This is a genomic window from Streptomyces sp. NPDC038213 (genome assembly GCF_055600495.1).
Window position 1 is genome coordinate 333,603 of the sequence record NZ_JBVJYM010000003.1, and the last position, 23,798, is coordinate 357,400.

Below are 23,798 nucleotides of genomic sequence, written 5' to 3' on the forward strand. Positions count from 1 at the left end.
CCGGCGACACCACCCCCCAGGCCATCCGTTCGACAGAGGGGACACAGTCATACCGGGCCCGGAGGCCAGCGGTCCCGTTGCAGGACCGCGAAAAACATAACGGGGGGGGTGCGGCCGGGCGGCCCGCGCACCGGCCGGGCCGCGGACACGGCGGTGCCCCGCCCCCTCGCGGGAGGGGACGGGGCACCGGGGCCGTGCGGTCCGCTCAGTACTGGTTCGGGTAGATCCCGTAGCCGGTGCCGATGTTGGCGCGGGCTGCCAGCTTGCCGCTGCCGTAGGTGTCGTAGCGCCACAGCTTGCCCGCGGAGTCCGTGCCCACGAGCTCGGCGCGGCCGTCGCCGGTCAGGTCGCCGGTGACGACGAGCTGGCGGTAGATGCCGTAGTTCGAGCCGATCTTGACGCGGGACTTGAACGGCGCCGAGGCCGAGCCGGTGCCCGGGTACAGGTACAGGTTGCCGTTGGCCGCACGGGCCACGACGTCCGCGCGCCCGTCGCCGGTGAGGTCGCCCGCGCCGATGAGCTTGTTGTACGCCCCCCAGCCCGAGCCGACCCTGATCCGCGGGGAGACCTTGGTGCCGTAGCCCTTGTAGAGCCACAGGACCCCGGACTTGTCGCGGGCGAGCAGGTCCCCGCGGCCGTCGCCGTTCAGGTCGCCGGGGCCGAAGACGTGGTTGTACACGCCCCAGCCCACGCCGATCTTCCGGCCCTCGATGTAGAGGGCGCCGTCCCACAGTTCGAGGATGTCGGCGTCGTCGTCGTTGTCCAGCGAGGACACGTACGTGAGCGTCGCGCCCTTCCAGCCGCCCGGCTTGCTGATCTGCTTGCGGGCGCCCAGCGTGCCGTTGTTCTTGGAGTAGTACCACCACAGGGTGCCGACCGCGTCCCGCGCCAGCAGGTCGTTGCGGCCGATGTCCGGCGTACCGCCCTGGGCCGCGAGCTGGCGGGCGATGTTCCAGCCCGCGCCGAAGCCGGCCCGGGGCTTGAAGCCGCCCCGGCCGTCGCTCAGGTACACGTACGCGGACCCGCCGACGGTGCGGGCGAGCAGGTCGCCGCGGCCGTCGCCGTCCAGGTCGTCCAGGCCGGCCACCTGGTTGTAGATCTGCCAGCCGAAGCCGGACTTCAGGCGGGGTTTGAAGGGCGCGGAGGCCTTTCCGGTGCCCAGGTGGGTGTACAGGTTGCCCGCGCCGTCGCGGGCCACGAGGTCGGCGTGCTTGTCGCCGTTGAGGTCGTTCGCGCCGGTGATCTGGTCGTAGCCCTGCCAGCCAGAGCCCACCTTCACGCGGGACTTGAACGGGTCGCCCGAGGCCGAGCCGTTGCTCGGGTACAGGTAGAGCACGCCGCCGTACGTGCGCGCCAGCAGGTCGGCGCGGCCGTCGCCGGTCAGGTCGCCGGGCGAGAAGACCTTGTTGTAGATCTGCCAGCCGCGGCCCGACCAGTTGGCGGACGAGTCGGTGGCCGTCTTCGAGTAGCCCCGGAAGAGGGCGAGGGTGCCGTCCGCGGTCAGCGTCAGCAGGTCGCTGTACGCGCTCCCGCGCAGGTTGCCGACCGGGATGACGTCCTTGTACGCGAAGTCCTCGCGGATGCCGGTGCCGACCCGGTACTCGAAGTCCCGGTCGGTGGCGCCCGGCTGGACGTAGTACCGGCCGTTGATGGCCCGGTACAGGACGTCCGGGAAGCCGTCCTTCTCCGCGTCGAAGCGCGGTGCGAGGCGCCCGGCGGCGGCCGCGAAGGTGCCGCGCGGGGCCTGGCGGAGCGAGACGTCGAGGTCGGGGTGCCCGCCGGACTGCGGGGCGGAGCGCTCGACCGTGCGGTGCGGCGGCCGGTCGTCGCCGGCGGCATGGGCCGGGGCCGACAGCAGGGTGCCGGCGGCCAGGGCCAGTGCGGTGCAGGCCGCGACGCGGCCCAGATTCTTAGTCAAAGGATCCCCCAATGCACACAGAGGTGCCCCGACCCTTGGGATCGGGGCACCTTCGGAAACTAGTACAGGTTCGGGTAGATCTGGTAACCGGTACCGATCTTCGCGCGGGCCGTCAGCTTTCCGGTTCCGTACGAGGTGTAGCGCCAGAGGCTGCCGGCGGAGTCGGTCGCGACCAGGTCGGCGCGGCCGTCGCCGTTGAGGTCGCCGGTCACCACCAGCTGCTTGTAGATGTGGTAGCCGGTGCCGATCCTGGCCTTGGCCTTGAAGGGGGCGGTGGCGGAGCCGGTGCCCGCGTACAGGTACAGGGCGCCGTCGGCGGCGCGGGCGACCAGGTCGGCGCGGCCGTCCCCGGTCAGGTCCCCGGCGCCGGTGATCTTGTTGAAGGCGCCCCAGCCCGAGCCGATCCGGATGCGGGAGGAGAAGCCGGTGCCGGCCCCGTTGCCCTTGTAGAGGTAGAGGACCCCGGCCTTGTCGCGGGCGAGCAGGTCGCCCTTCCCGTCCCCGGTCAGGTCGCCTGCGCCGGTGACGTGGTTGTACGTGCTCCAGCCGGAGGTCAGATCGGTCCCGTCGACGTACAGGCGGTTGTTGAACACCTCCAGCAGGTTCGCGAAGCCGTGCACGGGCTTGAGGGAGGACGCGGTGCCGATCTTCGCGCCCTTCCAGCCGGCCTTGTCGCCGACCTGCTGGCGCTTCGACAGGGTGCCGTCGCCCTTGGCGTAGTACCACCACAGCGTGCCGGCCGCGTCGCGGCCGAAGAGGTCGGCGCGGTCGAAGTCGGGGACGCCGCCCTGGTTCGCGAACTGGCTGATGGGGTGGAAGCCGGAGCCGAGCTTGACCCGCGCCTTGACCCCGCCGCTGCCGTTCGAGGCGTACAGGTACGCGTCGCCCGAGGGGGTGCGGGCGACGATGTCGCCCAGGCCGTCGCCGGTGAGGTCGTCCGCGCCGACGAGCTGGTTGTAGATCCCGTAGCCGTAGCCGGTCTTCACGCCGGGCTTGAAGGGGGCCGCGGCCTTGCCCGTGCCGATGTACGAGAAGAGGTTGCCGGAGAAGTCGCGGGCCACGAGGTCGGCGATCGCGTCCCCGTTGACGTCGTTGGTGCCGGTGACCTGGTCGAAGGCCTGCCAGCCCCCGCCGATCCGCACGGCGCCGCCGAACGGCCGGCTGCGGCTGCCGGTGCCCTCGTACACGTAGAGCACGCCCGCGTGGGTGCGGGCCAGCAGGTCCGCCCGGCCGTCGCCGGTCAGGTCGCCCGGCGAGAGGACCTTGTTGTACATCTGCCAGCCGCTGCCGGTCCAGCTGGGCGTGTACGCGCTGCCCAGCTCGCCGTAGCCCTCGAACAGGGACAGCTTGCCGTCGGTGCTCAGCGTCAGCAGGTCGGAGTACCCGTCCCCGTTGCGGAGCGGGATGACGTCCTTGTAGGAGAGGTACTCGTTGCTCTGGCCGACCGAGATCTTGGTGTCGGCGGCGTCGGCGCCCGTCGCGACGTAGTAGTCGCCGCTCAGGGCCCGGTACAGGAGGTCCGGGACCCCGTCGCGGTTCGCGTCGAAGCGGGGCGCGGCGGGCTCGCCCGCGGCGGCGAGGGCGGCGCGGCGCGGGGCGGCCTCCGGCAGCGGCAGGTCGAGCTTCGGGGCCTCGGGTGCGGTGCGCTCCGCGGCGCCGCGCCGGGGGCCGTCAGGGCCCGCGGCGGAGGCGGGGGCGACGGCCAGCAGGGTGCCGGCGGCGAGGGCGAGGGCGGTGCAGGCCGCGAGGCGGCCCGCACGCCGGTGGCGCGAGGTGTTCAAGCTGTCTCCAGTGCTTGGGTGCCGGCGCCCGGGCCGGCGGGGGGAGCGGGTCAGTAGAGGTTCGGGAAGCGCGCGAAGTCCAGGCCCTGGGTGGAGCCGGTCCTGATGCGCGGCTCCAGCGATCCGGTGCCGGAGGGCTCGTGGCGCCACGTGGTGCCGTCGGCCTGGACGCCCAGCAGGTCGGCGAGGCCGTTGCCGGTCATGTCGCCGACCACGACGAGGTGCTTGTAGACCTGGTAGCCGTGGCCGGTCTTCACGCGGGCGGCGAAGGGGGCCTTGGCGGTCCCGGTGCCGCGGTAGAGGTACAGGTCGCCCTTGGCGTCGCGGGCCACCAGGTCCCCGCGGCCGTCGCCCGTCAGGTCGCCGGCGCCGGTGATCTTGTTGTACGCGCCCCAGCCCGCGCCGATCCGCACGCGGGCCCCGAACGCGGTGCCGTCGGTGTCGCCCGGGTGCAGCCACAGGATCCCGGCCTTGTCGCGCGAGAGCAGGTCGCCCTTCCCGTCGCCGGTGAGGTCTCCGGGGCCGAAGGCGTAGTCGTAGCCGCCCCAGCCGGAGGCCACGGCCTTCCGGTTGAGCTCCAGGGCGCCGCCGGCGGTGATCCGCAGCACCTTGGTGCTGCCGCTGTCGTGGCCGATCCCGGAGGCGGCGTTGATGCGCTGCCCCTTGAACTCGCCCGTCGCGCCGACCTGGCGGGGCATGCTCAGGCCGCCGTTGGTCCCCCAGAACCACCAGAGGGTGCCGGCGGAGTCCCGGGTGAGGAGCCCGTGGCGGCCGAAGTGAGGGTTGCCGCCCTGGCCCGCGACGGTGGAGGCGAAGCCCGCGCCGCCGGAGAAGGTCGGGGTGCCCGCCTCGTCGAAGCCGCCGGCGGAGTTGCCCAGGAGCAGGTCCGGGTGGCCGCCCCGGGAGATGCCTGCCAGCAGGTCGGGCCTCCCGTCGCCGTTCTGGTCGTCGACACCGGCCAGGTAGCTGTAGGCCTGGTAGCCGGTGGCGGCCTTGACGGGCGGCTTGAAGGGGGCGCCCGCCGATCCCGTGCCCGTGTACCGGTACAGGGTGCCCGCCGTGTCGCGGGCCAGCAGCTCGGCGATCCCGTCGCCGTCGGTGTCGTTGACCCCCACCAGCTGGTCGTACTTCTGCCAGCCCGCGCCGATCCTGACGCGGGGCCCGAAGGGGACGCTCGGGTGGTCGGTGGCCTCGTACAGGTACAGGTCGCCGGAGTGGGTGCGGGCCAGCAGGTCGGAGCGGCCGTCGCCGGTGAGGTCGCCGGGGGACAGGACCTTGTTGTAGATCTGCCAGCCCGCGCCGGTCCACGGGCCCACCGAGTCGGTGCCGCCCGCGGCGGTGTCCGCGTCCACGTGCAGCGACAGCTTGCCGTCCGTGGTCAGGGTGAGCACCTCGGGCCGCGGGCCGGTGCCGTTGCCGAGGTCGCCGAGCGGGATGACGTCCTTGAAGTCCGTCGTGGCCGAGGCCCCGATCTGGACCTTGGGCTCCGGCCGGATCACGGCATCCCGCAGGTCCTTCGTCAGCACCGCCCAGCGCCCCTGGAGGTCCCGGAACAGCACGTCCGACCTGCCGTCTCCGTCCGCGTCGAAGCGCGGCTTCGGGCCCGGGGCGGCGGGCGCGGCCGGGGCGGCGGGCGCCGCGGCCGAGACCGGGGCCGCACCCAGCAGGGTGCCGGCGGCGAGGGCGACGGCGGTGGCTGCGGCGGTACGGCCGAAGCGGCGGGCGCGCGTGGCGTACAAGGTCCCCCCAGGAAGGTCTGCGCGAGTGCGGGTCCCGGGAGGGGGGCTGGTCGGTTCAGCGGCCTTCCGCGCCTGGTCGGGCGCACAAGAGGAATCCCCCCGGAATGTAATCCGAGGCTATCCGGACGCATTCGGAAAAAAGAAGATGATCTCAGTACAACCTTTTCGCGAGATGGCGTACGGGCAGGTGCGGACATGCGGGAGCCCGGGCGGTCCGCACCGCCCGGGCTCCCGCCGGGGTCCCACCCGCGGGGCGGTTCAGCTCTTGCGGTGCCCCATCAGCCGGGGCTTGGCCTCCAGGCCGTCCAGCCCGTGCCAGGCCAGGTTCACCAGGTGGGCGGCCACCTCCGCCTTCTTCGGGCGGCGCGTCTCCAGCCACCACTGCCCGGTCAGCGCCACCATCCCCACCAGCGCCTGCGCGTACAGCGGGGCCAGCTTCGGGTCGAATCCGCGGGCCTTGAACTCCAGCCCGAGGATGTCCTCCACCTGCGTGGCGATATCGCTGATCAGCGAGGCGAAGGTACCCGTGGACTGCGCCACCGGGGAATCCCGGACCAGGATCCGGAACCCGTCCGTATAGCTCTCGATGTAGTCGAGCAGCGCGAACGCGGCCTGCTCCAGCAGCTCCCGCGGATGCCCGGCCGTGAGCGCCCCGGTCACCCCGTCCAGCAGCTGCCGCATCTCCCGGTCCACGACGACCGCGTACAGGCCCTCCTTGCCGCCGAAGTGCTCGTACACCACCGGCTTGGACACCCCGGCCTTCGCCGCGATCTCCTCCACGGAGGTGCCCTCGAAGCCCTTCTCCGCGAACAGGGCGCGACCGATGTCGAGCAGCTGCTGGCGCCGCTCGGCACCCGTCATCCGGACCCGGCGGCCACGCCGGGGTTTGTCACTGCTGGGGGTGCTGCCGTCGATCGCCACGTCCCCCATCATGCCGGGTTCGCGGCATTCTCCTTGCGCCGGGCGTCGATGCGCGAGGCGGACGGCCACCGCACGTCGGAGGCCCAGCCGGCCAGCTCGAACCAGCGGATCAGACGCGCGCTGGAGTCCACCTGGCCGCGCAGCACCCCGTGCCGGGCCGAGGTCGGATCGGCGTGGTGCAGGTTGTGCCAGGACTCCCCGCAGGACAGCACCGCCAGCCACCACACGTTGCCGGAGCGGTCGCGCGACTTGAAGGGGCGCTTGCCGACGGCGTGGCAGATCGAGTTGATCGACCAGGTCACGTGGTGCAGCAGCGCCACCCGCACCAGCGAACCCCAGAAGAACGCCGTGAAGGCGCCCCACCAGGACATCGTCACCAGGCCGCCCACCAGCGGCGGGATCGCCAGGGACAGCATCGTCCAGAAGATGAAGTCGCGGCTGATCCGCCGGATCGCCGGATCCTTGATCAGGTCGGGGGCGTACTTCTGCTGGTCGGTCTGCTCCTCGTCGAACAGCCAGCCGATGTGCGCCCACCACAGGCCCTTCATCAGGGCCGGGACCGACTCGCCGAAGCGCCACGGCGAATGCGGGTCGCCCTCGTGGTCCGAGTACTTGTGGTGCTTGCGGTGGTCGGCCACCCAGCGCACCAGCGGCCCCTCCACCGCCAGCGAGCCCATGACCGCCAGGGCGATCCGCAGCGGCCGCTTCGCCTTGAAGGAGCCGTGCGTGAAGTACCGGTGGAAGCCGACGGTGATGCCGTGGCAGGCCAGGAAGTACATGAAGACCATCAGCCCCAGGTCCAGCCAGCTCACCCCCCAGCCCCAGGCCAGCGGCACCGCGGCGGCCAGCGCCACGAACGGCACCGTGATGAAGAGGAGCAGCGCGACCTGCTCGACGGACCGCTTGTTCTCTCCGCCCCGGGTCGCGGACACCGGCGGACCGCCGGCCTCCCCGGGGGTCTCGTCGAGCACGTCGGCGCTGATGGTCATGGGGCGTCCCCTGAGGGTGTGGAAGCAGGAAGGAGCCGCGGCCGCGACCCTACGGCCCCGTAACCTACGGCGACGTAAGTATCCCAGCGCGGGGCCATCCGGCAAGAGGGACCCTCGAGCCCCGTGTCCAGCCCCCAAGACATGGCCCGGACCAGCGCCGACGCCACCTATCCTTAGCTCCGTCGGACAGCGCGGTCCGCACGGGCAGCACCGGGAGCTGTGCACCAGGAGCGGCACCACGCCGCGCGCACCCCCGGCCCGCCCACCTCCAGAAGGCGCTCGAACACTGCAAGGAGCCGCACCTGTGAGCAGTGCTGACCAGACCCCCACCACGCCCGCCACCCCCGCCGCACAGGGCGCATCAGCCCCGGCGGACACGGCGAACGCCCAGCTGCGCGCGGACATCCGCCGCCTCGGCGACCTCCTCGGCGAGACCCTCGTCCGCCAGGAGGGCCAGGAGCTCCTCGACCTCGTCGAGCGGGTACGGGCCCTCACCCGCACCGACGGCGAGGCCGCAGCCGCCCTCCTCGGCGACACCGACCTGGAGACCGCCGCCAAGCTCGTGCGCGCCTTCTCCACCTACTTCCACCTCGCCAACGTCACCGAGCAGGTGCACCGCGGCAAGGAGCTGCGCGCCCACCGCGCAGCCGAGGGCGGCCTGCTCGCCCGGACGGCCGACATGCTCAAGGACGCCGACCCCGAGCACCTGCGCGAGACCGTCCGCAACCTCAACGTGCGCCCCGTCTTCACCGCGCACCCCACCGAGGCGGCCCGCCGCAGCGTCCTCAACAAGCTCCGCCGCATCGCGGCCCTGCTGGAGGAGCCGGTCACCGGCAGCGGCGACCGCCGCCGCCACGACCTGCGCCTCGCCGAGAACATCGACCTCGTCTGGCAGACCGACGAGCTCCGGGTCACCCGCCCCGAACCCGCCGACGAGGCCCGCAACGCCATCTACTACCTCGACGAGCTGCACGCCGGCGCCGTCGGCGACGTCCTGGAGGACCTCGCCGCGGAACTCCAGCGCGTCGGCGTCGAGCTGCCCGCCGGCACCCGCCCGCTGACCTTCGGCACCTGGATCGGCGGCGACCGCGACGGCAACCCCAACGTCACCCCCGAGGTCACCCGCGAGGTGCTGATCCTCCAGCACGAGCACGGCATCACCGACGCCCTCGAGCTGGTCGACTTCCTGCGGGGCCTCCTCTCGAACTCCATCCGCTACGCCGGAGCCACCGAGGAGCTGCTCACCTCCCTCCAGGCCGACCTGGAGCGCCTCCCCGAGATCAGCCCCCGGTACAAGCGCCTCAACTCCGAGGAGCCGTACCGCCTCAAGGCCACCTGCATCCGGCAGAAGCTCCTCAACACCCGCGAGCGCCTCGCCAAGGGCACCTCCCACGAGGACGGCCGCGACTACCTCGGCACCGCCGAGCTCCTCGCCGACCTCACCCTGATCCAGACCTCCCTGCGCGAGCACCGCGGCGGCCTCTTCGCCGACGGCCGCATGGACCGCACCATCCGCACCCTGGCCGCCTTCGGCCTCCAGCTCGCCACCATGGACGTCCGCGAGCACGCCGACGCCCACCACCACGCCCTCGGCCAGCTCTTCGACCGGCTCGGCGAGGAGTCCTGGCGCTACGCCGACATGCCCCGGGAGTACCGGCAGAAGCTCCTCGCCAAGGAGCTCCGCTCCCGCCGCCCCCTCGCCCCCACCCCCGCGCCCCTCGACGCGGCCGGGCAGAAGACCCTCGGCGTGTTCGGCACCATCAAGGACGCCTTCGAGAAGTTCGGCCCCGAGGTCATCGAGTCGTACATCATCTCGATGTGCCAGGGCGCCGACGACGTGTTCGCCGCCGCCCTGCTGGCCCGCGAGGCCGGACTCGTCGACCTGCACGCCGGCTGGGCCAAGATCGGCATCGTCCCGCTCCTGGAGACCACCGACGAGCTGCGCGCCGCCGACGTCATCCTCGACGAGATGCTCGCCGACCCCTCCTACCGCCGCCTCGTCTCCCTGCGCGGCGACGTCCAGGAGGTCATGCTCGGCTACTCCGACTCCTCCAAGTTCGGCGGCATCACCACCAGCCAGTGGGAGATCCACCGCGCCCAGCGCCGGCTGCGCGACGTCGCCCACCGCTACGGGGTCCGCCTGCGCCTCTTCCACGGCCGCGGCGGCACCGTCGGCCGCGGCGGCGGCCCCTCCCACGACGCGATCCTCGCCCAGCCCTGGGGCACCCTCGAAGGCGAGATCAAGGTCACCGAGCAGGGCGAGGTCATCTCCGACAAGTACCTCGTCCCCTCGCTGGCCCGCGAGAACCTCGAACTGACCGTCGCCGCCACCCTGCAGGCCTCCGCCCTGCACACCGCGCCGCGCCAGTCCGACGAGGCCCTCACCCGCTGGGACGGCGCCATGGAGATCGTCTCCGACGCCGCCCACGCCGCCTACCGCCGCCTCGTCGAGGACCCCGACCTGCCCGCGTACTTCTTCGCGGCCACCCCCGTCGACCAGCTCGCCGACCTGCACCTCGGCTCCCGGCCCTCCCGCCGCCCCGACTCCGGCGCCGGCCTCGACGGACTGCGCGCCATCCCGTGGGTGTTCGGCTGGACCCAGTCCCGCCAGATCGTCCCCGGCTGGTTCGGCGTCGGCTCCGGCCTCAGGGCCCTGCGCGAGGCCGGCCAGGACGAGGTGCTCACCGAGATGGGCGAGCGCTGGCACTTCTTCCGCAACTTCCTCTCCAACGTCGAGATGACGCTGGCCAAGACCGACCTGCGGATCGCCCGCCACTACGTCGACACCCTCGTCCCCGACGAGCTCAAGCACGTCTTCGCCGTCATCGAGGCCGAGCACGCCCTCACCGTCGCCGAGGTCCTGCGCATCACCGGCGGCGAGCAGCTCCTCGACTCCCAGCCGGTCCTCCAGCAGACCTTCGCGGTACGGGACGCCTACCTGGACCCGATCTCCTACCTCCAGGTCTCCCTGCTGGCCCGCCAGCGCGCCGCCGCCGCCCGCGGCGAGGACCCGGACCCGCTGCTGTCCCGGGCCCTCCTGCTCACGGTCAACGGCGTCGCCGCCGGCCTGCGCAACACCGGCTGACCCGGCCGCGCACGCACGAGGGCCCCGCACCGGTGTGGTGCGGGGCCCTCCGCCGTTTGCCGCGGGATCAGGAGTTGTACGCCGACTGCGCCCGCTCCAGGCCCTCCAGGACCAGGCACTCCACCGCGTCCGCCGACCGGTCCACGAACCAGTCCAGCTCCTTGCGCTCCGTCGAGGAGAAGTCCTTCAGCACGAAGTCCGCGACCTGCATCCGGCCCGGCGGCCGGCCGATCCCGCAGCGCACCCGGTGGTAGTCCGGGCCCATCGACTTCGTCATCGACTTCAGGCCGTTGTGCCCGTTGTCCCCGCCGCCCAGCTTCAGCCGCAGGGTCGCGTAGTCGATGTCCAGCTCGTCGTGCACCGCGACGATCCGCTCCAGCGGCACCTTGTAGAAGTCCCGCAGCGCCGTCACCGGCCCGCCGGACAGGTTCATGTACGACATGGGCTTGGCCAGCACGATCCGGCGGTTCGCCGGCCCCGGCGGGCCGATCCGGCCCTCCAGCACCTGCGCCCGCGCCTTGTGGGCCTTGAACTTCCCGCCGATCCGCTCGGCCAGCAGGTCCGCCACCATGAAGCCGATGTTGTGGCGGTTGCCCGCGTACTCCGGGCCCGGGTTACCGAGGCCCACGACCAGCCAGGGGGCCGAGTCGTCCGACATGAGAGAGGCTCCTTGCTCCCAGAACTCCAGAAACGGCACGACCGCCGCCCCGCTCCAGTGGAGCCGGACGGCGGTCGCTCGGCAATGCGAGGCGGAGGATCAGGCCTCGTCGCCCTCGGCGGCCTCGGCGGCCGGCTCCTCGGCCTGCGGGGCCACGACCTGCAGGACGGCGGTCTCGCCGTCCACGGCCAGGGTGGTGCCCTTCGGGAGGACCAGGTCGGAGGCGTGCACCGTGGCGCCGGCCTCCAGGCCCTCGATGGAGACGGTGACGGCCTCGGGGATGTGGGTGGCCTCGGCCTCGACCGTGATGGTCGTCAGCAGGGTCTCCAGCATGTTCGCACCGGCGGCCAGGTCGCCCTCGGTGTGGACCGGAACCTCGACGGTGACCTTCTCGCCCTTCTTGACGATCAGGAAGTCGACGTGGTTGATGACCGGCTTCAGGGGGTGGCGCTGCACGGCCTTCGGGATGACCAGCTCGGTGCCGTCGCCCGCGATGTCCAGGGAGATCAGGACGTTCGGGGTCTTCAGGGCCATCATCAGGGCGTGGGCCTCGACGTTGACGTGCTTCGGGGTGGTGCCGTGGCCGTAGATGACCGCGGGGGTCTGGGCGGCGCGGCGGGCCTGGCGGGCGGAGCCCTTGCCGAAGACGGTACGGAGCTCAGCGGAAAGCTTGACCTCGGACATGCTCACTCCTCGTGGGGTGACGACGGAAAACGAAGGGGTCACCCGGCCACTAACGGCCTGCTACGAAGAGCGCGTCGATAACGGATCGCCGTACCGAAAGGTACGGCCTCCCTCGCCGAGCAACTTCGCGAGTCTACCCGGCGGGGAGGCCGCACCCCAAAACGATCTACGGAACCCTCAGGCCGCAGCCCTCAGGCGCCTGGTTTCGGGCTTCAGCCCTCAGCCCTGCTCCTCGAACAGCGAGGTCACGGAGCCGTCCTCGAAGACCTCGCGCACCGCGCGCGCGATCGTCGGCGCGATCGACAGCACGGTGATCTTGTCGAGCTCCAGGTCCGAGGGGTCCGGCAGGGTGTTCGTGAACACGAACTCCGAGACCTTCGAGTTCTTCAGGCGGTCGGCCGCCGGGCCCGACAGGATGCCGTGCGTGGCCGTCACGATGACGTCCTCGGCGCCGTGCGCGAACAGCGCCTCGGCCGCCGCGCAGATGGTGCCGCCGGTGTCGATCATGTCGTCGACCAGGACGCAGACCCGGCCCTTGACCTCGCCGACGACCTCGTGGACGGTCACCTGGTTGGCGACGTCCTTGTCGCGGCGCTTGTGGACGATCGCCAGCGGCGCGTCCAGTCGGTCGCACCAGCGGTCGGCCACGCGCACGCGGCCGGCGTCCGGGGAGACCACCGTGAGCTTCGTGCGGTCCACCTTCGCGCCCACGTAGTCCGCGAGGACCGGCAGGGCCGACAGGTGGTCCACCGGGCCGTCGAAGAAGCCCTGGATCTGGTCGGTGTGCAGGTCGACCGTCAGGATGCGGTCCGCACCCGCGGTCTTCAGCAGGTCCGCGACCAGACGGGCCGAGATCGGCTCGCGGCCCTTGTGCTTCTTGTCCTGGCGGGCGTACCCGTAGGACGGGATGATCACGGTGATGGAGCGGGCCGACGCGCGCTTCAGCGCGTCGATCATGATGAGCTGCTCCATGATCCACTTGTTGATCGGAGCCGTGTGGCTCTGGATCAGGAAGCAGTCGGCGCCGCGCGCGGACTCCTGGAAGCGGACGTAGATCTCACCGTTGGCGAAGTCGAAGGCCTTGGTCGGCACGAGGCCGACACCCAGCTGGTGCGCGACCTCCTCGGCCAGCTCGGGGTGGGCGCGGCCGGAGAAGAGCATCAGCTTCTTCTCGCCGGTCGTCTTGATCCCGGTCACAGCACTGTCTCCTCAGACGTGTTGATTGCTGCTGCGCCCCCGCGCGCGTCCGTCCCGCGCACGGTGAGCCAGCCGAATTGCGTGCACCTATCACGGTACGCCGTCGACGACGTACCTGTTTCCGGTCAGACTTCGCCGGCGGCAGGCGAACCCGCCGACTGAGCCGCCTGTGCGGCGGCGCTTCCCGGACGCTTGCGGGCCACCCAGCCCTCGATATTCCGCTGCTGGCCGCGGGCCACGGCCAGGGCGCCGGGCGGCACATCCTTGGTGATCACGGAGCCGGCCGCGGTGTACGCGCCGTCCCCGACGGTGACCGGAGCCACAAACATGTTGTCCGACCCCGTGCGGCAGTGCGAGCCGACCGTGGTGTGGTGCTTGCTCTCGCCGTCGTAGTTCACGAACACGCTCGCGGCGCCGATGTTGGAGTACTCGCCGATCGTCGCATCGCCGACGTACGACAGGTGGGGGACCTTGGAGCCCTCGCCGACCTGCGCGTTCTTCATCTCCACGAAGGCGCCGGCCTTCGACTTCGGCCCCAGGTGCGTCCCCGGCCGCAGGTACGTGAACGGGCCCACGCTGGCGCCCGCGTCGATCACCGCGGAGTCCGCCACCGTGTTGTCCACCCGCGCCCCCGCGCCCACGCGGGTGTTCCTCAGCCGGGTGTTCGGGCCGACCTCGGCGCCCTCGGCGATGTGGGTGGCCCCGTGCAGCTGCGTGCCCGGGTGGACCAGGGCGTCCTGCCCGAAGGTCACCGTCACGTCCACGAAGGTGCTGCCCGGGTCGACCACGGTCACGCCCGCGAGCATCGCCCGCTCCAGCAGGCGCGCGTTCAGCAGGGCGCGGGCCTCCGCGAGCTGCACGCGGTTGTTGATGCCCAGGATCTCCCGGTGGTCCCCGCCCACGGCGGCGCCGACGCGGTGCCCGGCCCCGCGCAGGATGCCGAGCACGTCGGTCAGGTACTCCTCGCCCTGGCTGTTGTCCGTGCGGACCTGGCCCAGGGCCTGCGCCAGCAGCTTCCCGTCGAAGGCGAACACGCCGGAGTTGATCTCGCGGATCGCGCGCTGGGCCTCGGAGGCGTCCTTGTGCTCCACGATCGCGGTGACGGCCCCGGTGGCCGGGTCGCGGACGATCCGCCCGTACCCGGTGGAGTCGGGGACCTCGGCGGTCAGGACCGTGACGGCGTTGCCGTCCGCGCCGTGGGTGGCGACCAGCTGCTCCAGGGTCTCGCCGGTCAGCAGCGGGGTGTCGCCGCAGACGACCACGACCGTGCCGTCGACGACCCCGCCCAGCTCCTCCAGCGCCATGCGCACGGCGTGGCCGGTGCCGTTCTGCTCGTACTGGACGGCCGTGCGGACCCCGGCGTCGATCTCGGCGAGGTGGGCCTGCACCTGCTCCCGCGCGTGGCCGACGACCACGACGAGGTGCTCGGGCTCCAGCTCGCGGGAGGCGGCGACGACGTGTCCGACGAGCGACCGCCCGCAGATGTCGTGGAGAACCTTGGGGGTGGCCGACTTCATGCGGGTGCCCTCACCCGCTGCGAGTACGACGACGGCTGCCGGGCGGTTGGCGCTCACGGGTGTGCCCTTCGGCTTTTCGGGGGTGGACTTCCGAAGGATACCGGGGGGCTACGCACCCGTAACGAGCGCGGGTCCCGACCGCGAAGGCCAGGACCCGGATGTGTGTGCTCCCCCGCCAGGATTCGAACCCGGACTTAAGGTACCAAAAACCTCAGTGCTGCCATTACACCACAGGGGATGGCAAATCAACCCAAAACCGACATTCGGCGCCGTTGATCGCAGGTGATCGCGCCGACGGCACCTACTATGCCGCACCCTGCCCCTCCGGTGCGACGGTCTGCGGCCCCGGTCCGGCGCGCCTCCGCCGATCCACCGGTATTTCCGTTCGCGTACGTCAGAGGGTGCGCCCGTAGGCTGGGCGGTATGACCGGTACGGGGGATCAGCACGGTGGGGCCGGGCGGGACGGGCCCTGGTGGTGGGAGCGGCGGCGCAGCGCCGTGCTCGATGTTTCGCTCGGCGCGGTGTCGGCCGTCGAGTGCGCGGTGGAAGGGGCGCTCTTCGCGGGGGAGGCGGGGCTGCCGGAGGCGCTGGGGGTGCCGTTCGGCCTGGTGGTCGGGTCGGTGCTGGTGCTGCGGCGGCGCTGGCCGGTGGCCGTGGTGCTGCTGGGGATCGCCGTGACGCCCGCGGCCATGGGGTTCCTGCTGTCGATCGTGGGGCTGTACACCCTGGCCGCTTCCGAGGTGCCCCGGCGGATCACGGCCGTGCTGGCCTCGATGTCGCTGGCGGGCACCTTCGTCGTCACGTACGCGCGCACGCCGGGGGGCGTCGAGGCGGGCTGGGCGTACACGCTGATGCTGAGCGGGTTCATGGCGGTGGCGCTGACCGCGCCGCCGGTGCTGCTCGGGCTGTACGTCGGTGCCCGGCGGCGGCTCATGGAGAGCCTCCACGAGCGGGCGGACTCGCTGGAGCGGGAGCTGTCGCTGCTCGCGGACCGGGCCGAGGAGCGCGCGGAGTGGGCGCGGCAGGAGGAGCGGACCCGGATCGCCCGGGAGATGCACGACGTGGTGGCGCACCGGGTGAGCCTCATGGTGGTGCACGCGGCGGCGCTGGAGGCGGTGGCGGTCAAGGATCCGGCGAAGGCGGTGCGCAATGCGGCGCTGGTCGGGGACATGGGGCGGCAGGCGCTGACCGAGCTGCGGGAGATGCTCGGCGTGCTGCGGGCCAGCGAGGCGCCGCGGCCGCAGGCGGCGGTCCGTCCGGCGGTCGTGGCCCTTGCGGCCGTGTCCTCGCCCCCGGGTGCGGACGAGGGGCCGGCGCTGGCCGAGATCGACGTGCTGGTGGGGCAGTCGCGGGCGGCCGGGATGGCCGTGGAGCTGCTGGTCCAGGGGGAGGTGCGCGGCTATCCGCCGGAGGTGGAGCAGACGGCGTACCGGGTGGTCCAGGAGGCGTTGACCAACTGCCACAAGCATGCGCCGGGGGCGCGGGTGACCGTACGGCTGGCGCACCGGGACGCCGAGGTGGCGATGCAGGTGGAGAACGGGCCCTCGGACGGCGCGGTGGCGGATGCCGGGCTGCCGTCCGGCGGGAACGGGCTGGTGGGGATGCGGGAGCGGGTGCTCGGGCTGGGCGGGGTGTTCGTGTCGGGGCCGACGGACGCGGGCGGGTTCCGGGTGTCGGCCGTGCTGCCGGGGGGCGGCAGCGGGGACGGAGAAGGGGAAGGGGAGTAGGCGGGCAGGCAGGGGGGCGGGGCGGCGGGGTCAGCCGGTGGTGAGGCGGATCGGCTGGAGGCCCGTCAGCAGGGCGGTGAGGGCCTCGTCGATGCCCGCGCCGAGGTACCAGTCTCCGGTGTGGTCGACGGAGTAGACGCGGCCGGCCGCGTCGATGGCGAGGTGGGCGCGGTCCTCCGCGCCCGGTCCGGACCCGGCGCCGGTCTCGACGCCGAGCGGGCAGACGGGGGCGTCGAGGGCGCGGCCGAGGTCGGCGAAGGTGCGGGCCAGGTGGAGCCCGGTGAGGGGGTCGAGCCGGACGGCCGAGGGGGCGATCTGGCGGCCCGGTCCGGCGGCGGCCACGGCGAGTCCGCCGAACTCGGCCCAGGCCTCGACTGCGGCCGGGAAGACGGTGTGCCGGTGTCCGGCGGGGGTGGTGTGGTCGCGCAGGGCGTCGGCCCAGTACTCGGCCTGCTTGATGTCCCAGCGGCCCGGCTCCCAGCCCGCCGCGCGCAGCGCCGTGTCCACGGACACCGGGAAGCGGGTCGCGGAGGAGCGGTCGTAGGAGGCGGCGTAGCCGGGGGCGGCACCGGCAGGGCCGGCACTGCCGGCAGCGCCGGGGTCGGCGGGCTGCGCGGTGCGGGCGGCGGGCGCGGTGCGGGAGGTGCGGGCCTGGCGGGCCGGTCGGGGTGCGGCGGGCATCGGCGGGTCAACCCTTCAGGCGGTCGGTGCGGGTGGTCTGGCCGGAGCCGCCGGCCGGCGGGGCCGGGTCGACGGGGCGGACCCCGAAGTGGGCGAGCAGCGCCTCGCAGGACCGGCAGGGCGGGGCGTAGGTGCCGTGCATCGGGTCGCCGTCCTCGCGGATGCGGCGGGCGGTGATCCGGGCCTGGCGCAGGGAGCGGCGGGCCTCGCCGTGGGTGAGGGGCTTGCGGGAGGCGCGCCTGCTGCGGGCGGCCTCGGCGGCGGCGAGGTGGCGGGAGAGCAGGATCGCCTCCGGACACCTGCCGGTGAAGCGCTCGCGGCGCCCGGTGGGGAGGGTGTCCAGGAAGTCCTGGACGAGGGGGTGCAGGGCGGGCGGCCGGTCGCCCTTGCCCGCCGTGCCGGTGAGGGTCTCGCCGCGGACGGAGAGGGCGGCGGCGACGGTGGGGAGGATGCCGTCGCGGCGGAAGCGCAGGACGGGCGCCCGGCCGGATTCGGTGCCGTTCCAGGGCCGCCGCGGGTCTCCGGCGGCTTCCGGTGCCCGGTCGTTGCGTGTTGCCGTGTTCTGCATGGTGGTGCTGTCCCTCCCGTGGCCCCGCGGTGGTTCCGCCGTCGCGCACGCCCCCGTGCTGTCGGCACAGCCTGCCAAATACCGGCAGCAGTGCGGAAGCGGGGTCGAATATTCGTATCAATTCGGATCTTCCCGGCCGCGGGCGAGGGGGCGGTGCACGGGGAGGGTGGCCGGGTTGCCCTACCGCATAGGCTGTGCGGAACCAGCCAGATCCAGCAGGGGGCTACCGCCATGACGACAGGTCGGCTCGGGCAGCACGCCGCGCCACCCAACGCCGCGTACTCCGGTCAGGTCGTGCAGTTTCCCGACCCGGTCCGTGCCGCCCGCTATCCCCGGGGCGTGCGCATCGACGGGAACGGCCATCCCGACTTCTCCCCGTACGCGCGCGCTGCCGTCGAGATCGCCGATCCCCCGGAGGGCTTCGGCGTCGACGAGCTGCGCCTCACGGACTACGTGTCCGCGAACGCCGCGATGCACGCCGCGGGCCACGAGCTGTGGGGCACCGTCCCCGCCGTGGCGACCCCGCACGGCTGGACCTGGCACCACGCCGCCGGCACCCGGCGCCTGGAGCTGGTCCCCGTCGAGGTCAAGGCACTGCTGCGGCACCACGCGGGCCTGACCACCACGGCCGTGGACCACGCCAAGCGCGGCACGCGGCCGCTCCAGGAGCGCCGCCCGGCGCACCTCGGGCTGTCGAAGTCCGTGGTCGCGGTCCCGGAGGTGCAGCTCCAGGCCGTCGAGGAGGACCTCGGCTACCGGCTGCCGGAGTCGTACCGCTCCTTCCTGAAGGTGGCGGGCGGCTGCGCGCCCGCGGGCGTGGCGCTGGACGCCGAGCTCGGGATGCTGGTCGACCAGCCCTTCCTGACGGTCCGCGACGAGGCGGCGGTCAACGACCTCGTGTACGTCAACAAGTGCCTGCGGGACCACCTGACGAAGGACTACCTCTGCGCGGCCTTCGTGCAGGGCGGCCTGCTCGCGGTCAAGGTGCGCGGCGAGGGCGCCGGTTCGGTGTGGTTCTGCCCGTACGACGATGCGCGCGACCAGGACGGCTGGTCGGTGCAGGAGCGCGTGGAGCGGCTGCTGCTGCCCTGCGGCGCCGATTTCGACGGCTTCCTGGAGCGGCTGGCGGGCAGTCCGCCGGAGCTGGAGACGGTGGCCGGGCTGATGGTGGACGGCGGCTTCGCGCGCGTCGTCCCGGTGGAGGGGTAAGTACCCGATGGTGACGTTCGCGCAGGCGCAGGAGCGCGCCGAGGAGTGGATCAACGGGGACGTGCCCGCGTACCAGCACCGCGAGGTGCGGGTGCGGGAGTTCGGGCTCGGCTTCGTGGTGTGGGCGGAGGACCGGGCGGGCGTGCCGGTGTCCGGCGGCGGCCGGCAGCGGCTGGTCATCGCGCGGGACAGCGGTGAGGCCACGCTGTGGCCGGGGCTGCCCGTCGGCGAGGTCATCCGCCGCTTCGAGGAGGCGTACGGGGGCGAGCCCGCCGCGGGCGGGGACGCCTCGGTGCCGCCGCAGCGGATCGACTCCGAGCAGACCTCGTTCATGCTGAGCCCGCCGGAGTGGCTCCAGGAGGCCGCGGACCGGGCCGGGATCCCGGGCGGGACCGCGGGGGCGGACGCGTCCGCGGCCGGGTTGGCGGCCGGGACCCCTTCCGCACCGGAGCCGCTCTCTGAGGGACTTTCCGGGGCCGGGTCGGGGGCCGGGTCTAGGTCTCGCTCCGAGTCTGGCTCGGGGGCCGGGGCCGGGGCCGGGTTCGGGTCTGGGTCTGGCTCTGGCTCCGGGTTCGGGGCCGGGTCGGGTTCCGGGGCTGCTGCGGGTCCCGTGGCGGAGGCCGTGCCGGGCGCGCCGCCGGTTCCGGCCGCGCCTCCCGTACCCCCCGTACCCCCTGCGCCGGCTGCCGGAGCGGGGTACGAGCCGGCGGGGTCCGCCGGGGTGCCCGCGGACGCGACCCCCTGGGCCGGTACGGACACCAACCCGCGGCCCGGGTCGGAGGACGGCTCCGTACCCCTGCCCGCGACCGTCTTCGCGCCCCCGCTCTCGGGCGTGGATGCCGAGGAGGACCGCGGTTCCGGAGTGGCCCCCGAGGCCAGGACCACGCTGATGGCGGGCGGCAGCAGCCTGCCCCGGACCGTCGTGAACCCGGCCGTCGCCGGCCCGGCCCCTGCCGATCCCCCCGCCCCGGCCGACGGGGCGTCCGGCGACGCGCCGCGCGCGCCCGGCGGCGGTGACGCGCACTACGCGCCGACCATGCTCGCGGGTCCGGCGCCGGCCGGGGGCCCCGGTGCGGGTTCCGTACCGCCGCCGCCCGTGCCCCCCGGTCCGCCCGGGGTGCCCGGCGCCGCGGGTGCGGGCCCGGTGCCGCCGCCCGCGCCGCCCGGCCCGCCGGGAGCCCCCGGCCGGGACGAGGTGCACCACGCGGCCACGATGCTGGCCGGTCCGCCGGTCACCGGCGGCCCCGGCCCCGTACCGCCGCCGCCCGGCCCGCCCGCGCCCCCGGGGCCGCCCGGTGCGCCCGGCGCCCCCCGCGGGGACGCGCCGCACGCGGCGACCATGCTCGCCGGGCCCTCCGTGCCCCCGCCCCCCGGTCCGCCGGTGCCCCCCGGTCCGCCCGGGGCCCCCGGCGCGCCCGGCGGCGACGTCCACCACGCCGCCACGATGCTGGCGGGCCCGGCTCCGGCCGGGGTCCCGGCGCCGCCCGGTCCGCCCGGCGCGCCCGTGCACCAGCCGCCGCAGGGCGGGCCGCAGCCCGCGCCCGGCGTGCCCGTGGTCGGCCCCGGCTACCAGGCCGTCCTGCGCTACCGCGGCCCCGACGGCTCCGAGCAGCAGCTCATCCGCCGCTCGGCGCCCGGCACCCCGCACCCGGAGTGGCAGATCCTGTACGAGCTGCGCGCCATGAACGTGCCGCCGCAGCAGGTGCTGGAGCTCCACACCGAGCTGGAGTCCTGTGAGCTGCCCGGCGGCTACTGCGCCCGGATGATCCGGGAGACCTGGCCGCAGGTCCGGATCACGAGCGTCGCCCCGTACGGCACCGACCACGCCGGCCGCCAGCAGGGCATGCGCCACCTGCTCACCCACCAGGGCGAGCTGCACCAGGTCGCGGACGGTCCGGCCCGGCCGGCGCCCGTGCGGGCCCCGCTGCCGCAGGTGCCGCTCCAGCCGGCGATCCCGATGGAGGCCATCGGGCAGGAGCTGGTGGGGGCCTTCGGGCCGCAGGGCGTGTTCCGGTACGACCACCGGGCCGTGTCCCGGCAGGGCGTGCCCGAGGTCGTCGCGCACACGCTGGTCGTGGCGGGTCTGCCGCTGGACTTCGGTCCGTTCTTCTGGGCGCAGGCGACCCCGGGGCAGCCCGTCCCGACCCTGGCCGAGCTGGCCGCCCAGCGCGGGGTGCAGGCGGCCCCGGACGCGGCCTCGTACCTCGTCGTCGGCTCGGACTTCGGCAAGGCGCTGTGCGTGCAGTACGGCACGGCGCACATCGTCGCCGTGCCGGTGGAGGCCGGTCCCGACGGCGGGCCGCAGGCCCCGCAGTTCGTGAACTCCAGCCTCCCGCAGTTCGCGCGCTGCCTCGCGATGCTCGGGCACATGTGGCGGCTGCGGATGCACCTGACCCCGGAGCAGGCCGGGCGCTGGACGGTCGACTTCCAGACCAACCTGGCCGGGCTGGACCCGGCGGCCGCTGCCTCGCCGGAGAACTGGTGGTCCGTGCTGCTGGAGCAGATGTGGGACGGCCTGCTGTAGGCCGGTAGGTCTGTGGGCCTGGCTGGTCGAGCGGTGCCGGCCGTTTCGCGTGTCCGGATTCCGGCTTCCGGCGGCAAATGGCGCATCCTAGAACGGATCCGTGTTGTCCGTCGTGTCACACCCTGCCCCGGTCCCGGCCGGCTGCGGTGCGGCGCGTCGCCGCGCCGTGCGCCGCCGCGCCCGTGCGCCGCAGTCCGAGAGAGGGGCTCCCAGGATGTGTGCAGCCGTGTCACCTCGTGGTTTCGCGACCGTTCGCGGCCGCGGGTACCGGATGGAGCAGGTCGACCAGCGGATCGCCCGGCTCTCCGCGAGCCGGGACGAGGCCTGGGAGCGGGCCGCACGGCTGACCGTCCTCGCCAAGGAGATGGAGGCCGAGGCGGCCCGGCTGCGCGAGGCCGTGTCCCGGCTGGCCCCGCCGTCGTACGAACTGCTCACCGAGCGGGCCCGGCGGATCCTCGCCCTCGCCCAGGAGGAGTCCGAGGAGCTCGGCATCACCGCCCGCGCGGACGCCGCCGACCTGCGGGCGGCGGGCGAGGCCCGCGCGGAGCGGCTCGCGGACCTCGCGCGCGCGGATGCGGACGCGGTCCGCGAGCAGACGGAGGTACGGGCCCGGCAGGGCCTGCAGCGGGCCGCGGACGAGGCCGACGAACTGCGGGCCGCGGCCCGGCGGGACGCGGAGGAGTGGCGCGCCGGGGCGCAGGCGGCGCTGCGGGAGACCCGGCAGCGGGCGGCCGACCTGCTGGCCGAGCAGGAGCGGGAGCACACGGAGCGCTGGGAGGCGGCCGAGCGGGGGTACGCGGCGCGGGCCGCGGAGCTGGACGCGCGCTGCGCGGAACTGGAGGAGTACGCGCAGAACCGGCTCGCGGAGGCGCGGCGGGCCGGGGCCCGTGCGGAGGAGGAGGCGCGGCACGGGCAGGAGGACGCGGAGGCGCGGGCCGCGGAGCTGGTCGCTGCGGCGCGGGTGCGGGAGGAGAGGGTCGTGCGGGAGACGGAGGGGGTGGTGCGGGGACATGCGGAGCGGGCGGACGAGGTGCGGGCGCATATGGACCATGTCCGGGCCAGCCTTGCCGCCCTGACGTCCCGCCCGACCCCGGCCGAGGGCTGACGCCCCCCGCTTGCCCGGGGCCTGTTCCCCACCCCGCCCCTTCCCGAAGCGGGGGCTCCGCCCCCACACCCCCGCGCCTCAAACTCCCCCAGACTTCGTCCGGGGGGACCCCCTGGCGGGGCTGGATTTGCCGCGCAGCGGCAATATCAAGCCCGCGCGGCGATTGAGCGCACCGGGCGCGGAGCGCGCGGAACGGGGTCCGGGGCGGAGCCCCGGGGGCTTTTAGCCTCGCCGGCGATTGAGGCGTGGGGGTCAGGGAGAGCCCGGGTAGGTGTACGGGTCGCTGCGGAGGCCGTGGGGGGTGGTGACCGTCACCGTGAAGGTGGGTGGGGAGGTGCGGGGGCGGGGGAAGACGAGGGTTCCGGGGGCGGGTGCGCCGATCGCCGCACCGGCAGAGGCCTCGGCGGAGCCAGCGGCCGCGGTGGGGGAGGTGTCGGCCGCGTAGGGGGCGCCGGTGGCCGGGGTCAGGGAGGCCGGTTGGGGGGTGCCGTCGACCGTGACGGTCGCCTGGCCGAGCCCGTCCGTGAACCCGCCGCCCTCGACGGTCACCACGTCCCCCTCCCACCGCACCCGCGTGATCACCGGATTCGGCGGCCCGGCCGCCTTGCCGGCGAGGTACGCGACCGCGGGGGCCCCGGTCAGGGCCCAGATCTCGTCCGGCAGGTGCGGCAGCCCGGCCGCCGGCTCGCGGACGAAGAAGAGGACGACGTACGCCATCGTCACCAGGTTGAAGGCCACGTACTGGAGGTCGGCCAGATCGGTGCGGCCGCTGTCGTTGGAGACCAGCTCGGAGAGGGGGAGCCGGCGGCGGGGCGGGACCCGGCCGGGCGGGGTCGGCAGGGCTACCGGGGCCGCTGGGGTCGGCAGGGCCGACAGGGTCTCTGGGGTCGGCAGGGCTACCGGGGCCGCTGGGGTCGGCAGGGCTGGCGAGGTCGCTGGGGTCGGCAAGGCTGACGGGGCCGACAGGGTCGCCGGAGTCACCGGGGTCGGCAGGGCTGGCGAGGTCGCTGGGGTCGGCAAGGCCGACGGGGCCAGCAGGGCCGACGGGGCCAGCAGGGTCGACGGGGTTTCCGGTTTCGGGGGTTTGACGAGGGTGCCGTTGCGCAGGCGGGCGCCGACCAGGCCCTTGGCTCCGATGAGGGCCACGTACGGGCCGCCGAGCAGCGGCAGGTAGACCGAGGTCAGCCGGTCGAGCGGGCCGTCCGGGCCCTCGAACCAGCGGGTGCCGCCGCCTGCCGTGAGCCCGTAGCCGAGCAGGAAGAGCAGGATCCACAGCAGGACGGCCGTCCAGCCCAGGGCGAGGGCCTTGGAGGTGGACAGGCGGCCGTCCCGCCCGGTGACCGGTTCGGGGCGGGTGCGCAGGGTGCGGTACCCGGCGGCGGCGAGCAGGAGCAGCGAGCCCAGCGCAGCCCAGTGGGCAGCAGTCATACGTGTTCCCCCGTGAAGGTGGTGCGGTCACCCGCACGCGGTCCGCCGTGGCACGGTGGTCCGCCG

17 protein-coding genes and 1 tRNA gene are annotated in these 23,798 nt (G+C 73.9%); 5 read left to right on the forward strand and 13 right to left on the reverse strand.

Annotated elements, in window-relative coordinates; translation table 11 throughout:
• Positions 1–205 precede the first annotated feature (205 nt).
• The 5 genes from ACZ7JZ_RS06765 to ACZ7JZ_RS06785 form a co-directional block, all read right to left on the reverse strand.
• Positions 206–1,918, reverse strand: a complete 1,713-nt coding sequence (locus ACZ7JZ_RS06765; protein ID WP_470933950.1) for an FG-GAP repeat domain-containing protein — start codon at positions 1,916–1,918, stop codon at positions 206–208.
• A gap of 59 nt (positions 1,919–1,977) precedes the next feature.
• The gene (locus ACZ7JZ_RS06770) at positions 1,978–3,699 is read right to left on the reverse strand and encodes an FG-GAP repeat domain-containing protein (RefSeq protein WP_470933952.1); all 1,722 of its coding nucleotides are present in this window, start codon (positions 3,697–3,699) and stop codon (positions 1,978–1,980) included.
• Between the two features lie 50 nt (positions 3,700–3,749).
• A complete protein-coding gene (locus ACZ7JZ_RS06775) occupies positions 3,750–5,438 on the reverse strand; it encodes an FG-GAP repeat domain-containing protein (RefSeq protein ID WP_470933954.1) in 1,689 nt (562 codons plus the stop codon).
• Positions 5,439–5,696: 258 nt separating this feature from the next.
• The gene (locus ACZ7JZ_RS06780) at positions 5,697–6,371 is read right to left on the reverse strand and encodes a TetR family transcriptional regulator (protein ID WP_470933956.1); all 675 of its coding nucleotides are present in this window, start codon (positions 6,369–6,371) and stop codon (positions 5,697–5,699) included.
• A complete protein-coding gene (locus tag ACZ7JZ_RS06785) occupies positions 6,368–7,348 on the reverse strand; it encodes an acyl-CoA desaturase (protein ID WP_470933958.1) in 981 nt (326 codons plus the stop codon). The genes ACZ7JZ_RS06780 and ACZ7JZ_RS06785 overlap by 4 nt, the downstream gene beginning before the upstream one ends.
• 304 nt (positions 7,349–7,652) lie before the next feature.
• Between ACZ7JZ_RS06785 and ppc the strand changes: the two genes are divergently transcribed.
• Positions 7,653–10,433 (forward strand): phosphoenolpyruvate carboxylase, encoded by a 2,781-nt coding sequence (ppc, locus tag ACZ7JZ_RS06790; protein ID WP_470933960.1) that lies wholly within the window; start codon positions 7,653–7,655, stop codon positions 10,431–10,433.
• A 67-nt stretch (positions 10,434–10,500) separates the two neighbouring features.
• Here ppc and pth read toward each other — a convergent pair whose 3' ends face one another.
• From pth to ACZ7JZ_RS06815, 5 genes are all read right to left on the reverse strand, one after another.
• Positions 10,501–11,091: an aminoacyl-tRNA hydrolase gene (gene pth, locus ACZ7JZ_RS06795; RefSeq protein ID WP_470933962.1), complete on the reverse strand. Its 591-nt coding sequence runs from the start codon at positions 11,089–11,091 to the stop codon at positions 10,501–10,503.
• Positions 11,092–11,190: 99 nt separating this feature from the next.
• The gene (locus ACZ7JZ_RS06800) at positions 11,191–11,775 is read right to left on the reverse strand and encodes a 50S ribosomal protein L25/general stress protein Ctc (RefSeq protein WP_470933964.1); all 585 of its coding nucleotides are present in this window, start codon (positions 11,773–11,775) and stop codon (positions 11,191–11,193) included.
• Between the two features lie 219 nt (positions 11,776–11,994).
• The gene (locus ACZ7JZ_RS06805; protein WP_470933966.1) at positions 11,995–12,972 is read right to left on the reverse strand and encodes a ribose-phosphate diphosphokinase; all 978 of its coding nucleotides are present in this window, start codon (positions 12,970–12,972) and stop codon (positions 11,995–11,997) included.
• 125 nt (positions 12,973–13,097) lie between these two features.
• Positions 13,098–14,546 carry a bifunctional UDP-N-acetylglucosamine diphosphorylase/glucosamine-1-phosphate N-acetyltransferase GlmU gene (glmU, locus tag ACZ7JZ_RS06810; protein WP_470933968.1) on the reverse strand — a complete coding sequence of 483 codons (1,449 nt, stop codon included), beginning with the start codon at positions 14,544–14,546 and terminating at the stop codon, positions 13,098–13,100.
• 110 nt (positions 14,547–14,656) lie between these two features.
• Positions 14,657–14,727, reverse strand: a tRNA-Gln gene (locus tag ACZ7JZ_RS06815).
• Positions 14,728–14,912: 185 nt separating this feature from the next.
• Here ACZ7JZ_RS06815 and ACZ7JZ_RS06820 point away from each other — a divergent pair.
• Positions 14,913–16,217, forward strand: coding sequence for a sensor histidine kinase (locus tag ACZ7JZ_RS06820; protein WP_470933970.1), 1,305 nt, complete (start codon positions 14,913–14,915; stop codon positions 16,215–16,217).
• A gap of 30 nt (positions 16,218–16,247) precedes the next feature.
• Here the strand turns inward: ACZ7JZ_RS06820 and ACZ7JZ_RS06825 are convergent, their stop codons facing one another.
• On the reverse strand, positions 16,248–16,898 hold the full coding sequence (locus tag ACZ7JZ_RS06825; RefSeq protein ID WP_470933972.1) for an SUKH-3 domain-containing protein: 651 nt from the start codon (positions 16,896–16,898) through the stop codon (positions 16,248–16,250).
• 7 nt (positions 16,899–16,905) lie between these two features.
• Positions 16,906–17,466: a YwqJ-related putative deaminase gene (locus ACZ7JZ_RS06830; protein WP_470933974.1), complete on the reverse strand. Its 561-nt coding sequence runs from the start codon at positions 17,464–17,466 to the stop codon at positions 16,906–16,908.
• A 231-nt stretch (positions 17,467–17,697) separates the two neighbouring features.
• On the opposite strand from ACZ7JZ_RS06830, the gene ACZ7JZ_RS06835 reads away from it, so the two are divergent.
• From ACZ7JZ_RS06835 to ACZ7JZ_RS06845, 3 genes are all read left to right on the forward strand, one after another.
• Positions 17,698–18,675, forward strand: coding sequence for an SMI1/KNR4 family protein (locus ACZ7JZ_RS06835; protein WP_470933976.1), 978 nt, complete (start codon positions 17,698–17,700; stop codon positions 18,673–18,675).
• Between the two features lie 7 nt (positions 18,676–18,682).
• The gene (locus ACZ7JZ_RS06840) at positions 18,683–21,199 is read left to right on the forward strand and encodes an SUKH-4 family immunity protein (RefSeq protein ID WP_470933978.1); all 2,517 of its coding nucleotides are present in this window, start codon (positions 18,683–18,685) and stop codon (positions 21,197–21,199) included.
• Between the two features lie 226 nt (positions 21,200–21,425).
• On the forward strand, positions 21,426–22,304 hold the full coding sequence (locus ACZ7JZ_RS06845; RefSeq protein ID WP_470933980.1) for a cellulose-binding protein: 879 nt from the start codon (positions 21,426–21,428) through the stop codon (positions 22,302–22,304).
• 252 nt (positions 22,305–22,556) lie between these two features.
• Here the strand turns inward: ACZ7JZ_RS06845 and ACZ7JZ_RS06850 are convergent, their stop codons facing one another.
• Entirely contained in the window at positions 22,557–23,732 is a 1,176-nt protein-coding gene (locus tag ACZ7JZ_RS06850; protein ID WP_470933982.1) for a hypothetical protein, read from the reverse strand.
• Between the last annotated feature and the right edge of the window lie 66 nt (positions 23,733–23,798).